We start from the raw sequence: 13,756 nt of genomic DNA on the forward strand, positions 1-13,756 counted from the left end.
GCGCCGCCGGACGAGCCCGGGTCGCACGGGCTGAGCGTGGCGGGGCAGACGGCGCTGCTCGTCGTCGCCCTCGTCTTCGGGGTCATCGCGGCCGGGCTGGGGGCCGCCTACCTCCAGGCGCGCCAGGCGGTCACCGACCAGTCGACCGCACAGGTCCTCGCCGTCGCCCAGTCCGTCGCCGCCGAGCCCGAGGTCGTCGACGCCGTCCGCGACGGCGACCCCGACGGCGTGCTCCAGCCGCTCGCGGAAGGGGTGCGGCGCAGCACCGGCACCGACTTCGTCGTCGTCATGAGCCCGAGCGGCATCCGGTACTCCCACCCGAACCCCGACCAGGTCGGGAAGCAGTTCGTCGGGCACATCGCCGCCGCGCGCGCCGGCGGGGAGGTCGTCGAGGACTACACGGGCACGCTCGGGCCGAGCCGGCGAGCGGTCGTGCCGGTGCGTGACGGGGCACGGGTCGTCGGGCTCGTCGCGGTCGGCATCGGCAAGCAGGCCGCGGACGAGCGGCTCGCCCGCGAGCTGCCGCCGCTGCTCGTCGCCGGCGTCGTGGCGGGCCTGCTCGCCGCGGTCGGCACCACGCTCATCACCCGGCGGGTGCGCCACCAGACCCGCGGGCTGCGGGCGGCCGAGCTCCAGGCGATGCACGACCACCACGACGCCGTCCTGCACTCGGTGACCGAGGGGCTCGTCCTCGTCGACCCCGGGGGCCGGTTGCGGCTGGCCAACGACGAGGCGCGCCGCCTGCTCGGGCTGCGCGAGGACCCCACCGGGCGCGACGTCGGCGAGCTCGGGCTCGCGCCACCGCTCGTCGCGGCGATGGCGGACCCCGACGTCCGCGAGGACGACCTGCACGTGACCGGCGGGCGGGTGCTCGTCCTCAACAAGGCGCGGGCGCGCCGCGACGGCGAGGACCTCGGCGCGGTCGTCACCGTCCGCGACCGCACGGACCTCGAGGAGCTGACCGGCGAGCTCGGTGCGGCGCGGGGGCTGGCCGAGGCGCTGCGCTCGCAGGCGCACGAATCGGGCAACCGGCTGCACACCATGGTCTCGCTCATCGAGCTCGGGCACCCCGACCGCGCGGTCGAGTTCGCGACCGACGAGCTCGAGCGGGCGCAGCGGCTCACCGACGTCGTCGTCACCGGCGTCGAGGACCCGACGCTGTCGGCGCTGCTGCTCGGCAAGGCCGCCGAGGCCCACGAGCGCGGGGTCGAGCTCGTCGTCGACCCCGGGCTGCGCTGGCCCGCGGACGTTGCGCCGGCCCGCGACGTCGTCACCGTCGTCGGCAACCTCGTCGACAACGCGATCGACGCCGTCACCGGGGTCGAGGGCGTCCGGCGGGTGACCCTCGGGGCGCACGACCTCGGCGAAGGGGTCGAGCTCGTCGTCGCGGACACCGGCCCGGGCATCCCGTCGGCGCTGCGCGAGCGGGTGCTCGAGCGCGGCTTCTCGACGAAGTCGGTCGACGGGCCGGCCGGGTCGCGCGGCATCGGGCTGGCGCTCGTCGCCGACACCGTGCAGCGGCTCGGGGGCACGCTGCGCATCGACGAGCCGCCGGGGGCGACCGTCACGGTGCGCCTGCCCGTGCGCGCGGGGGTGGACGGGTGAGCGCGGCCGAGCAGCCCATCCGCGTGCTCGTCGTCGAGGACGAGCCGGTGGCGGCGCAGGCCCACGCGACGTACGTCGGCCGCCTCGAGGGGTTCGTCGTGTCGGGGACGGTGCACACGGCCCGCGACGCCCTGCAGCACCTCGGGAGCAGCGCGGTCGACCTCGTGCTCCTCGACATGGGGCTGCCGGACCTGCCGGGGCTCGACGTCGTCCGGGCGATGCGGGCCGGCGGGCACCGGGCCGACGTCGTGGCGGTCACCTCGGCGCGTGACCTCGAGATGGTGCGCGCCGCCGTGTCGCTCGGGGTCGTCCAGTACGTCCTCAAGCCCTTCGTCTTCGGCACCCTCCGCGACCGGCTCGAGGCCTACCGCGCCTACCGGGCGGAGGCGTCGGGCGGCGTCGAGGCCGACACGCAGGCCGAGGTCGACACCCTCTTCTCGCGGCTGCGGCCCGCCGGGGGGTCGGCGGTGCCCAAGGGCATGACCGAGGACCTCCTCGCGCGCACGTCCGTCGCCCTGCGCGAGGCCGGGGGGCCGTGCTCGGCGGCCGAGCTCGGCGAGCGGCTCGGCGTCAGCCGGGTGACGGCGCGCCGGTACGGCGAGCACCTCGTGACGGCCGGGCGGGCGGCCCGCGGCAACCGCTACGCCGGCACCGGGCGCCCCGAGGTCACCTACGAGTGGACCGGCTGACCCCACCGCCCCCGTCCAGGTGCCGGCTACACCGCAGCAAGTGCTGCTGTGGCGACCCGTACTGCGGTGTAGCGCGCGACGGGGAGCGCGGCTGACCTGCGACGTCCTGACATTCGTCACGGACCCTGAGCCACTGCGGCGCGCCCGCGGGTGCGAGGGTGAGGACATGGCCGAGAACTCCCGCGTGACCCGGATGCTCGAGCCCTGGCGCGGTGCGCCGGAGGCCGACGTCGCCCCCACCGACGTCGACGTCCACCACCGCCGCAGGGCCGCGGCCGGGCTCGAGGCCGTCGCGGTCTCGATGAACCGCGGCATCGGCCAGATGGGGCCCGTACGCACCCTCAACACCCTCCGGCGCCTCAACCAGGCCGACGGCTTCGACTGCATGGGCTGCGCCTGGCCCGACCCCGACCCGGAGCACCGCAGCTTCGCCGAGTTCTGCGAGAACGGCGCGAAGGCGGTCGCCGAGGAGGCCACCAAGCGGCGCGCCGACCCCGCGTTCTTCGCGCGCCACCCGGTCTCCGAGCTCGCCACGTGGAGCGACTACCAGCTCGGGCAGCAGGGGCGCATCACCGAGCCGATGCTCCTGCGCGAGGGTGGCACGCACTACGAGCCGGTGACCTGGGGCGAGGCGTTCGGCATCGTCGCCGAGGAGATGCAGGCGCTCGACTCGCCCGACGAGGCCGTGCTCTACACGAGCGGACGCGCCTCCAACGAGGCCGCGTTCGTCTTCCAGCTGTTCGCCCGGGCCTTCGGCACCAACAACCTGCCGGACTGCTCGAACATGTGCCACGAGTCGACCTCGGTCGCGCTCGCCGAGACCATCGGCATCGGCAAGGGGTCGGTGACCCTCGAGGACGTCCACGAGGCCGAGCTCGTCATCATCGCCGGGCAGAACCCCGGCACCAACCACCCGCGGATGCTCTCGGCGCTCGAGAAGTGCGTCAAGGGCGGCGGGAAGATCGTCGCCGTCAACCCGCTGCCCGAGACCGGGCTCATGAAGTTCGACAACCCGCAGACGGTCCGTGGCCTGACCGGTGTCGGCACCGACCTCGCGGACGAGTACCTGCCGATCCGCCTCGGCGGCGACCTCGCGCTCTTCCAGGCCCTCGGCGCCCTCCTCGTCGAGCGCGGTGCCGTCGACCACGACTTCGTCGACCGGTACACGACCGGGTTCGAGTCCTACAAGCAGCACGTGCGCGACCTCGACTGGGACCTCGTGCTGCGCGCGACCGGGTTGGAGCGCAGCCAGATCGAGCGGGTCGCCGACCTGCTGGTCGGCTCGTCGAAGACGGTCTTCTGCTGGGCGATGGGCGTGACGCAGCAGAAGCACGCGGTGTCGACCATCAAGGAGATCACCAACGTCGCTCTGCTGCAGGGCAACATCGGCAAGCCCGGCGCCGGCCTGTGCCCGGTGCGCGGCCACTCCAACGTCCAGGGCGACCGGACGATGGGTATCTGGGACAAGCTGCCCGCCCACTTCGCCGAGAAGCTGCGCCTCGAGTTCGGCTTCACGCCACCGAAGCAGCGCGGCCACGACGTGGTCAACAGCATCCGCGCGCTGCAGGAGAACCGGGTCAGGGTGCTCGTCGGCCTCGGTGGCAACCTCGCCGCCGCGACGCCCGACTCCGAGCTCGTCCACGAGGTCATCCGCTCGGTGAGCCTCGGGGTGCAGATCTCGACCAAGCTCAACCGCACGCACGTCCTGCCCGGGCGGCGGATGCTCATCCTGCCGTGCCTCGGCCGGACCGAGAAGGACATCACGACCGAGGGCTGGCAGGGGCTGACCGTCGAGGACTCGATGTCGCAGGTGCACCTGTCGGTCGGGCGCAACGAGCCGGCCGGTCCGATGCTGCGCGGTGAGCCGTGGATCGTCTGTCGGATGGCCGAGGCCGTCCTCGGTCACGGCCCCGAGGGCTCGAGCATCGACTGGGCCGCGATGGCCGAGGACTACTCCGCCATCCGTCGGCACATCGGCCACGTCGTCCCCGGCTGCGACGCCTACGACGACAAGGTCCAGCGGCCCGGCGGGTTCACCCTGCCGCACCCGCCCCGCGACTCCCGTGTCTTCGAGACCGCGTCGGGGAAGGCCGAGATCTCGTCCGTGCCGATCGAGCTGCTCGAGGCGCGCGAGGGCCGGCTCGTCCTGCAGACGCTGCGCAGCCACGACCAGTTCAACACGACGATCTACGGCCACGACGACCGCTACCGCGGCCTCGCCGGCGGGCGCAACGTCGTCATGGTGCACCCCGACGACATCCGCGGGCTGGGCCTGCGCGAGGGCGAGCTCTACGACGTCGTCTCGGAGTGGGTCGACGGCTCCGAGCGGGTGGCGCACGGCTACCGGGTCGTGTCGTACCCGACCGCGCGCGGCTGCGCGGCGGCCTACTACCCCGAGTGCAACGTCCTCGTCCCGCTCGACCACGTCGCCGAGGGCAGCAACTGCCCGGTGTCCAAGGGCCTCGTCGTCCGGTTCGAGCCGCTCGGCTCGTGCGGGCGCGTCGACTGCGACCCCGAGAGCCGGGTCAGGTCCGGCAGCGACCAGAAGAACCGCAGCGACGTCGAGCCGCACCACCTGAGCTGACACGGGCTCCGCTCGCCACCTCGCCGGGATGCTCCCTCGGCCCCCGGAAGCCTCCGGGTGCCGCGGGAGCATCCGCAATCGGCGGGGTCAGGCGCCGGCCTGCAGGCGCAGCCCGGCGAGCAGCAGGTCCAGCCCCGCCCGGAACTGGTCGGTGTCGTCGTGGCCGGCGAACTCGTCGGCGATCTCGTGGAGGTACGGGAACTCGACCGGGTCGAGGGCCCGCCACTGGTCGACCGCGGCGTCGAGGTACTCGTGGCGCCCGACCTCGCCCGAGAGCACCTCGGCCGGGGGGTCCTGCCCGAGGTCGGCCGCGGTGCCGACGACGAAGCCGACGACCGCGGACACCGCGTGGAAGCGCTGGCGTGGCGTGAGGTCCAGGCGCAGGGCCTGCTGGCCGAGCTTCTCGAACAGGCGCAGGGCGTTGGGCTGCACGAGCGTGTTGCGCATGAAGTAGGCACCGAGCCACGGGCGCTCGACGATCGCGTCGAAGAGGGTGACGGCGATGGTGCGCAGGTCGTCGACCGGGTCGGCGCCGCCGACGTCGCGGACGTCGGCGAGGACGCCCGCGAGGACGTGGTCCGAGGCCCGGTCGAGCAGCTCGTCCTTGCTCGAGACGTACCAGTACACGCTGCCAACGCCACCACCGAGCCGCCCGGCCAGCGCGCGGAAGTTCAGCCCGGGCTCCCCGTGCTCGTCGAGCAGGGCGACGGCCTCGGTGAGGACGGACTCCAGCGAGTGCGAGGCGCGTCGACGAGGGGGCACGCCCCCATGAGACCACACCCGGACGCGGGGTCTTGCCGCGGACCGAACAACGTTCTATAGTTTCGAACGTCGTTCGACTACCGAACGACGTTCGATCCAGAGAGGGGGCGCCATGACCTCCATCCCGGCCACCGCGCCCCGCACGTACCCGTCCCTCCGCGCCGCCTGGGTGCCGCTGGCCGCCCTCTGCCTCGCCTTCTTCGTCGAGATGGTCGACAACACGCTGCTCACCGTGGCGCTGCCGACCATCGGCCGCGACCTCGGCAGCGGGACGACCGCCCTCCAGTGGGTCACCGGCGTTTACTCGTTGACCTTCGGGGGCCTGCTGCTCACCGCCGGCTCGATGGCCGACCGGCTGGGCCGCCGCCGGGTCCTCCTCGTCGGCCTCGCGGTCTTCGGCCTCGTGAGCTTCACCGTGGCCGCCGTCTCGACGACCGGCGAGCTCGTCCTCGTGCGTGCCGCGCTCGGGGTCGCCGCCGCCGCGATGGCCCCGATCACCAACTCGCTCGTCTTCCGGCTGTTCGGCGACCAGGCCCTGCGGATGCGGGCGATGACGGTGATGATCGTCGTCGGCATGTCCGGCTTCGTCCTCGGACCGCTGCTCGGCGGCACCGCGCTCGCGCACGTCCGGTGGGAGTGGCTGCTGCTCGTCAACGCCCCGATCGCCCTCCTCGCCTGGGTGGGCGTCCGGCTCGGCGTCCCGGCCGACCGCCGCGAGGACCTGACCGACGACCGCCTCGACCTCGGTGGCACGGTGCTCAGCGTCGCCGCCATCGGCCTCGGCTGCTGGTCGCTGACCAGCGGGGTCGAGCACGGCTGGCTCTCGGCGTGGACCGTGGCCGCGCTCGCCGGGGCGGCCCTGGCGGTGGTCGCCTTCGTGCGGCACGAGCGCCGCACGCCGTCCCCGATGCTCGACCTCGCGCTCGTGCGCACCGGGACGGTTCGGGGCGCGGCGCTGGCGCAGGTCGGCACGTCGATCGCCATGGCCGGCGTGATGTTCGGGCTGATCCTGCACTTCCAGTACGCCGACGGCTGGAGCCCGGTGCGCGCCGGGCTGGCTAACCTGCCGATGGTCGCGACGATGCTCCTCGCGACCCCGGTCACGGAGCGGCTGGTCGGGCACCTCGGCCACCGGGTCGCGTGCCTCGTCGGCGCGGGACTGCTCACGGCCTCGCTCGCCGGGATGGCCTGGGGCGTCTCGCACGGCTACCCCGCCGTGGCGGCGGCGATGGTCGGGCTCACCCTCGGCCTGCGCACGGTGATGACCACCTGCGCCGTCGCCCTCGTCGACGCCATGCCGGCCAACCGCACGTCCATCGGCACCGCGCTCAACGACACGGCGCAGGAGGTCGGGTCCAGCGTGGGCGTCGCCGTCGTCGGCACGCTCGTCGCGCTCCTCGTCACCCGGTCGCTGCCGGCGGGCCAGTGGGGGAGCGACCTCGTCGACGCGTTCTTCCGGGGTGAGCGGGTGACCTACCTCGTGCTCGCGCTCCTCGTCGGGGTCGTCGCGACCTGGGGCGCCTCGTCCCTCACCGACTCCCGGAGCGTCGAGGAGCACCCGCAGGACGCCACGGACGAGGAGGTGGCCGGCGTCCGCTGACGCCGGCCACCCGCGGGGGTCAGAGCTCGACGGTGCGGTGGTCGACGGGGAACTCGTCGGGGTCGTCGCGGCGGATGCCCCGGGCCATCCCCAGCATCTGCTTGACCCGGCTCGTCGCCGCGTCCCAGTACTCGGCGGTCTCGCCGTGGACCTTGACGAGCGCGAGGCCGGGGGTCTCGAGGCCGTCGGGGAACCACGTCTCGAGCGGCTTGGCCCACAGCTCCTCGGCCTTGGCCCGGTCGTGGACCACCTCGGCGCGGCCGCTGATGGAGGTCCACTCGCTCTTGCGGTCGTTGGAGAAGGACACGTTGACGCGCGGGTTCTCGCGGATCTGGCGCACCTTGTCCGAGCCCTCGTCGACGAAGAACCACAGGTCCCCGTCGAACTCGTTCTCCTGCACGGCCATCGGTCGGCTCACGTGGTCGCCGTCGGGGGTCATCGTCGTGAGCATCGCCGACTGGGCGCGCCCCACGAGCTCGACCACCGTGGCCCGGTCGTCCTGGTCCTGTGCCATGGTCACTCCGTTCGTCCCGGCCCGCCCCAGCGGCGCACCGCACACCGGGGCTACCCCGTCCGGCGACGCGGCAACCTCGGAACCCGAACGGTGTCCGCCGTGCTGACTCCCGGATGCTCCCGCGCCTCCGCGAAGGTCGCGGGAGGCGCGGGAGCATCCGCGCGGGCGAGGAGCCGTCAGTGGGCGGCCGGTGCTCCCGCCCCGCTCTCGAGGCCGGCCGTCGGCGGCAGGCGGTTCGGCAGGAGCAGGGCGAGGCCGACGACGCCGACCGCGAGGATCGCCGCGACGCTGAAGGCCGCACGCACCCCGCCGACGTACGCCGCGGCCTCGCCGGCGCCGCCCGCCGCCAGCTGCGCCGACCGCCACGAGAGCACGGTCACCGTCAGCGCCGTGCCGACCGCCGCGGACACCTGCTGGGCGGTGCCGAGCAGGGAGGACCCGTGGGCGTAGAGGTGCGCCGGCAGGGCACCGAGGCCGAGGGTGAAGGCCGGCGTGAACAGCGCCGCGAGCGAGACCATGAGCAGCACCTGCACCGCGAGGAGGAGGACGTACGGCGTCCCCTCGGCGAGGCGGGAGAGCGCGGCGAGCGAGGCCAGGACCCCGAGCGAGCCCGGCACGACGAGCGGTCGCGCCCCCACCCGGTCGAGGACCCGCCCGACCACCGGCCCGAGCAGACCCATCGCGACGCCGCCCGGCGCGACGAGCAGCCCGGTCTGCAGCGGTGAGAGGCCGCGCAGGTCCTGGAGGTAGAGCGGCAGGAGGATCATCGCGCCGAGCATCGTGAGGAAGGCGAGCGACTGCATCGCGAGCGAGACCGCGTACGTGCGGTGGGTCAGGGCGCGCAGGTCGAGGAGCGGCTCGGACCGCCGTGTCAGGGCGCGCTGGCGCAGGACGAAGCCCGCGACGACGAGCACGCCGCCGAGCGCCCAGCCCCACGCGGGCACCGCCCCGGGGTGCTCCTCGCCGACCCGGCTCAGGCCGTAGACGAGCGCCCCGAAGCCGAGGGCCGACAGGACGACGCTCGCCCAGTCGACGCGCGAGGCGCGGACCTCGCCGACGTCGGTGAGGCGGCGCAGCCCGGCGGCGCCGACGAGCACGACGACCGGCAGGACGAGCCCGAACAGCCAGCGCCACCCGGCCGCGGCGAGCACGACGCCCGAGAGCGCCGGACCGAGCGCGGGCGCCACCGAGATGGCGAGCGTGACGTTGCCCATGACCCGGCCGCGGTCGCGCTCGTCGACGACCGTCATGAGCGTCGTCATGAGCAGCGGCATCATCACGGCGGTGCCGGCCGCCTGGACGACCCGGCCGCCGACGAGGACCGGGAAGGTCGGCGCGAGCGCGCAGACGAGCGTGCCCACGCCGAAGACCGACATCGCCACGGTGAAGGCCTGCCGGGTCGTGACCCGCTGCAGGAACCAGCCCGTGACCGGGATGACGACGGCCATCGTCAGCATGAACGCCGTCGAGAGCCACTGTGCCGCACGGGCGCCCACGTCGAACTGGGCCATGAGGCGGGGGATCGCGTTGACCATCACGGTCTCGTTGAGGATGACGGTGAAGGTCGCCGCGACGAGCCAGCGCAGCACCGGGTAGGTGCGCGCCGGGGCGTCCGGGGCCGCCGCCGCGCGGGCCGCGGGGGCGTCGAGGGTGGTGGAGTCCGTGGTCGTCATGGTGGGATCGACCGGGACACCGGCCGGAACTCATCGTCGCCGCGGCGATGAGTTCGGCGGCCGGCGCCGGTCGGTACGGCTGAGAGGCACCACGGGGGTGCCGGGAGGAGGACCGCGATGACGTCCACGGGCTCACCGACCCGGGCCGCGGCCGACGGGGGCACCCGCGCCGACGCCGACACCGACTTCGACGCCGCCGTCGGCCGGTACCGCCGCGAGCTGCTCGCGCACTGCTACCGGATGACGGGGTCGCCGAGCGACGCCGAGGACCTCGTGCAGGAGGTCTACCTGCGCGCGTGGCGGGCGTACGGCTCGTTCGAGGGGCGCTCCTCGCTGCGCACGTGGCTGCACCGCATCGCGACCAACGTCTGCCTCACCGCGCTCGAGGGCAAGGACCGCCGCCCGCTGCCGTCCGGCCTCGGCACGGCCTCCTCCGAGGGTGCCGACCCGCTCGACGAGCGCACCGAGGTCCCGTGGCTCGGCCCGATGCCGGACGCCGCGCTCCTCGGCACCGCCGACCCGGCCGACGTCGTCGCCGAGCGCGACACCGTCCGGCTGGCCTTCGTCGCGGCGCTGCAGCACCTGCCGGCGCGCCAGCGGGCCGTCCTCGTCCTGCGCGACGTCCTGCGCTGGTCCGCGGCCGAGGTCGCGGAGGCCACCGGCTCGTCGGTCGCGTCGGTCAACAGCGCGCTCCAGCGGGCCCGCGCGACCCTCGGCGACGTCGCCCCCACACCGGACGCCCCGCGCGCCGAGCTCGACGACGAGCAGCGCGCCCTCCTCGACCGGTACGTCGACGCGTTCTGGCGCAAGGACCCCGACGCCATCGCGCGCCTGTTCACGCAGGACGCCGTCTGGGAGATGCCGCCCTTCGCCGGGTGGTACCAGGGGCCGCGCACCATCGCCGAGCTCGTCGACACCCAGTGCCCCGGCGGCACCTACGACATGCCGATGCTGCCGACGACGTGCAACGGGCAGCCGGCGTTCGGCCTCTACATGCGCGAGGAGGGCCCGGGCGGCGACGTCTTCCGGCCCTTCCAGCTGCAGGTGCTCGAGCTCGAGGGCCCGCTCGTCAAGCACGCCGTCGTGTTCTTCGACCCCGCGTACTTCGCGCTGGCCGGGCTGCCGGAGCAGCTCGGGCCGGACGACGTCCCCGCCCGACCGGGGGAGTGAGCGTGCACCCCGCGGACTGCCGTCCGGGGGTCGACGTCGAGCTGCTGGACCGGTCGCTGGCCTGGACCCGCGGCGTCCTCGTGGGGGTCACCGACGACGACGCCGACCGGCCGACCCCCTGCGCCGCCTGGACGCTCACCGACCTCCTCGTGCACCTGGTCGACTCCCTCGAGGTCGTCACCGAGCTCTCGCTCGGCCGGATGGCGAGCGTCGGGCCGCCGCCGACCTCCCGCCGGCCGACCGTGCTCGCCGACCACCTGCGCGTGCTGGGCTGCGCCCTCCTCGAGGGGTGGGTGCGCGACGGCGGTCCGGGGCCGGTGCTCGTCGGCGACCGACGCCTGGAGCCGGACGTGGCGCTCGAGGTGTCGTCGGTGGAGGTCGCGGTGCACGGGTGGGACGTCGCCGCCGCGCTCGGGTCGCCGGCGCCGTTCCCGCCGCTGCTCGCCGCCGCCCTGCTGCCCGTGGCCCTGCGCCGCGTGCCGGCCGGCGTGCGCCATCCGCGCTTCGCGCCGCCGGTGCCGCCGCGGGCGACCGACCCCGCGTCCCTCCTGCTCGCGCACCTCGGCCGGGTGCACCCCGTCGAGTGAGCAGGACGCGCCGCCTGCGAGCCGGCGCACACGGCGTGTCCTGTTCACTCGACGGGTGGGAGGGGCCGAGGAGCCGACGGATGCCGGGGTGCGGTCGGCGGGGTGGCGGGCCGGTGGCGTCAGCGGGCCGGCGGGGTGGCGGACCGGTGGCGTCAGCGGGCCGGGGTCGTGACCGCGCGCAGGCGCACGGCCTGTCCGGGGCGCAGCTGGGCGGCGCGATCGGCCGAGGCCTCGGTCAGCACGGCGACGACCGGGTAGCCGCCGGTCACCGGGTGGTCGGCGAGGAACACGACGGCCTCGCCGCCGGGCGGCAGCTGAACCGCGCCGCGCACCATGCCCTCGCTCGGCAGCTCGTCGCCCGCGTGCTCCGGGAGGCGCTCGACCGGGGCGTCGACCGGCCGCAGCCGCACCCCGACCCGGTCGCTGTCCGGGCCGACGACCCAGCCGCCCCGGGTCATCGAAGCGAGACCGCCGACCCACGAGGCGCGCGGCCCGGGCAGCACGTCGAGGACGACCTCGCCGGGGGCCGGAGGCGGCACCACGGCGTGGTCGACGTGCGGGAAGGTCGCCGGCGCGGGTCCGACCGGCAGGACGTCCCCGGGCCGCACCGGGGCCGGGCCGATCCCGGACAGGACGTCGGTCGAGCGCGAGCCGAGCGCCGCCGGCACGTCGAGGCCACCGCGCACCGCGAGGTAGGAGCGCAGGCCGGCGGTGGGCGCGCCGAGGGCCAGCTCGGCGCCGTCGCGCAGCTCCAGCACGGCGGCGTGGGGCGCCGGCCGGCCGCCGACCACGAGCGGTCCCACCGCCCCGGTGACGGCGACGAGCACGCGGCCCCGCGCCCGGACGACGAGTCCGCCGAGCAGCACCTCGAGCGCCGCCGGGTCGTCCCGGTGCCCGACGAGCCGGCAGGCCAGCCGGTACGCGCCGCGGTCGGCGGCCCCGGACCGGCCCACCCCGACCGCGGCGAGCCCCGGCCGCCCGGCGTCCTCGAGCAGCACCTGCGCCCCCGTGCGCACGACCTCGAGCGCGGACGTCATCCGTCCACCGCCACGAAGCGGACGAGCCCACCAGGGCGCAGCAGCGCGGGCGGCTCGCGCTCGGCGTCCCACAGCACGACGTCCGTCGTGCCGACGAGTCGCCAGCCGCCGGGCGAGGCGCGCGGGTAGACGCCGGAGAACTCCCCGGCCAGCCCGACCGACCCCGCCGGCACCGAGGGGCGCGGGGCGTCGCGGCGCGGCACGCGCAGCCGCGGGTCGCCGCCGACGAGGTAGGCGAACCCCGGCGCGAACCCGCCGAAGGCGACGCGCCAGGGCGTGCCGGTGTGCGCGGCGACGACCTCCCCGGCGGTCAGGCCGGTCAGCCGGGCCACGTCGTCGAGGTCCGGCCCGTCGTAGCGCACCGGCACCTCGACGAGGTCGCCGTCGGTGGGGGTCGAGGCGTCGGCGTGGACGACCGCGGCCAGTCGGCGCACGGCATCCGCGACGGGGGCCGGGTCGAGGCGGTCGCCGACGAGGAGGAGGGTCCGGGCGGCGGGGACGACGTCGGTCACGCCCGACCACGGCGCGCCGCCTCGGGCGACCGCGGCCCGGACCGCGACGGCCAGCGCGAGGACCTCGGCCAGGCCGGGCGCCTCGACGAGGACGGCGTGCTCCCCGGCGGGCAGGATCCGCACGGGGACGCCGCTCACGGCTCGACGACCGCCCGCAGGCCGATGCCGGCCGCCGCCAGCGCGTCGCGGACGGCCTGCGTGACGGAGACCGCGCCGGGAGTGTCGCCGTGGACGCACACGGAGTCGGGGGCGACGGGGACGAGCGTGCCGTCGACGGCCTCGACGACGCCGTCGCGCACCATCCGCACGACCCGCGCGGCGACCTGCGCGGGGTCGGTCACGAGCGCGCCGGGGTCACGGCGTGGCACGAGCCGGCCCGCGGCGTCGTATCCGCGGTCGGCGAAGGCCTCGGCGACGGTCGCCAGGCCGGCGTCCGCCGCGACGGCGAGCAGGACCGAGCCGGGCAGCCCCATCACCGGGAGCGAGGCGTCCCACGCGACGACGGCGTCGACGACCGCCCGCGCCTGCCCCTCGTCCACCGCGGCCGTCGTGTAGAGCGCGCCGTGCGGCTTGACGTACCGGACGCGCGTGCCGGCCACCCGGCACATCGCCTCGAGCGCGCCGAGCTGGTAGAGCACGTCGGCGGTCAGGTCCTCCGGCGCGACGTCGATGCGGCGCCGCCCGAACCCCGCGAGGTCGCGGTAGCCGACCTGCGCGCCGACGACCACGCCGGCGGCCGCGGCCTGCGCGACGGTCCGGCGGATGGTCGTGGGGTCGCCCGCGTGGAAGCCGCAGGCGACGTTCGCGCTGGTCACGACCCGGAGCATCGCGGCGTCGTCGCCGAGCGTCCACGCCCCGAAGGACTCGCCGAGGTCGGCGTTGAGGTCGATGACGGCTCCCACGGCGCCGACGCTACCGGCCGGCCGGGGCGACGACCCCAAGGCAACCCCAAGGTGGCGGCGGGACCCTGCCCGGATCGGCGCGCAGGGGCGCCGGGGAAGCGGGACGACCATGGTCGGGTAC

At 75.4% G+C, this 13,756-nt stretch carries 12 protein-coding genes; 6 read left to right on the forward strand and 6 right to left on the reverse strand.

The features are described 5' to 3' along the window. Nucleotides 1–36 precede the first annotated feature (36 nt). The 3 genes from IG69_RS0100490 (at nucleotide 37) to IG69_RS0100500 (ending at nucleotide 4,878) form a co-directional block, all read left to right on the forward strand. Complete coding sequence (locus IG69_RS0100490) at nucleotides 37–1,605, forward strand: sensor histidine kinase (protein ID WP_036828600.1); 1,569 nt, start codon at nucleotides 37–39, stop codon at nucleotides 1,603–1,605. Further along, a complete protein-coding gene (locus IG69_RS0100495; protein ID WP_030526230.1) occupies nucleotides 1,602–2,294 on the forward strand; it encodes a response regulator in 693 nt (230 codons plus the stop codon). The genes IG69_RS0100490 and IG69_RS0100495 overlap by 4 nt, the downstream gene beginning before the upstream one ends. Nucleotides 2,295–2,460: 166 nt before the next feature. Further along, on the forward strand, nucleotides 2,461–4,878 hold the full coding sequence (locus tag IG69_RS0100500; RefSeq protein ID WP_084696499.1) for an FdhF/YdeP family oxidoreductase: 2,418 nt from the start codon (nucleotides 2,461–2,463) through the stop codon (nucleotides 4,876–4,878). A gap of 87 nt (nucleotides 4,879–4,965) precedes the next feature. Here IG69_RS0100500 and IG69_RS0100505 read toward each other — a convergent pair whose 3' ends face one another. Continuing rightward, nucleotides 4,966–5,640, reverse strand: coding sequence for a TetR/AcrR family transcriptional regulator (locus IG69_RS0100505; RefSeq protein ID WP_030526232.1), 675 nt, complete (start codon nucleotides 5,638–5,640; stop codon nucleotides 4,966–4,968). A gap of 112 nt (nucleotides 5,641–5,752) precedes the next feature. On the opposite strand from IG69_RS0100505, the gene IG69_RS0100510 reads away from it, so the two are divergent. Then, complete coding sequence (locus tag IG69_RS0100510; RefSeq protein WP_030526233.1) at nucleotides 5,753–7,240, forward strand: MFS transporter; 1,488 nt, start codon at nucleotides 5,753–5,755, stop codon at nucleotides 7,238–7,240. A gap of 19 nt (nucleotides 7,241–7,259) precedes the next feature. On the opposite strand, the gene IG69_RS0100515 is transcribed toward IG69_RS0100510, so the two are convergent. Then, complete coding sequence (locus tag IG69_RS0100515) at nucleotides 7,260–7,754, reverse strand: pyridoxamine 5'-phosphate oxidase family protein (protein WP_030526234.1); 495 nt, start codon at nucleotides 7,752–7,754, stop codon at nucleotides 7,260–7,262. Between the two features lie 176 nt (nucleotides 7,755–7,930). After that, nucleotides 7,931–9,427, reverse strand: a complete 1,497-nt coding sequence (locus IG69_RS0100520; protein WP_084696500.1) for a DHA2 family efflux MFS transporter permease subunit — start codon at nucleotides 9,425–9,427, stop codon at nucleotides 7,931–7,933. Nucleotides 9,428–9,544: 117 nt separating this feature from the next. On the opposite strand from IG69_RS0100520, the gene IG69_RS0100530 reads away from it, so the two are divergent. After that, nucleotides 9,545–10,597 (forward strand): sigma-70 family RNA polymerase sigma factor, encoded by a 1,053-nt coding sequence (locus tag IG69_RS0100530; protein WP_051749960.1) that lies wholly within the window; start codon nucleotides 9,545–9,547, stop codon nucleotides 10,595–10,597. After that, a complete protein-coding gene (locus IG69_RS0100535; protein WP_084696501.1) occupies nucleotides 10,594–11,184 on the forward strand; it encodes a maleylpyruvate isomerase family mycothiol-dependent enzyme in 591 nt (196 codons plus the stop codon). The genes IG69_RS0100530 and IG69_RS0100535 overlap by 4 nt, the downstream gene beginning before the upstream one ends. A 152-nt stretch (nucleotides 11,185–11,336) precedes the next feature. On the opposite strand, the gene IG69_RS0100540 is transcribed toward IG69_RS0100535, so the two are convergent. The 3 genes from IG69_RS0100540 to IG69_RS0100550 are packed head-to-tail and all read right to left on the reverse strand — an operon-like array spanning nucleotide 11,337 to nucleotide 13,635. After that, complete coding sequence (locus IG69_RS0100540) at nucleotides 11,337–12,221, reverse strand: 5-oxoprolinase subunit C family protein (RefSeq protein ID WP_036828605.1); 885 nt, start codon at nucleotides 12,219–12,221, stop codon at nucleotides 11,337–11,339. After that, entirely contained in the window at nucleotides 12,218–12,871 is a 654-nt protein-coding gene (locus IG69_RS0100545) for a 5-oxoprolinase subunit B family protein (RefSeq protein WP_245616043.1), read from the reverse strand. Before IG69_RS0100545 ends, IG69_RS0100540 begins: the two co-directional genes overlap by 4 nt. Then, nucleotides 12,868–13,635: a LamB/YcsF family protein gene (locus tag IG69_RS0100550; RefSeq protein ID WP_030526240.1), complete on the reverse strand. Its 768-nt coding sequence runs from the start codon at nucleotides 13,633–13,635 to the stop codon at nucleotides 12,868–12,870. Before IG69_RS0100550 ends, IG69_RS0100545 begins: the two co-directional genes overlap by 4 nt. Nucleotides 13,636–13,756: the final 121 nt, after the last annotated feature.

The organism is Phycicoccus jejuensis (assembly GCF_000720925.1).
GTDB classification, from domain to species: domain Bacteria; phylum Actinomycetota; class Actinomycetes; order Actinomycetales; family Dermatophilaceae; genus Phycicoccus; species Phycicoccus jejuensis.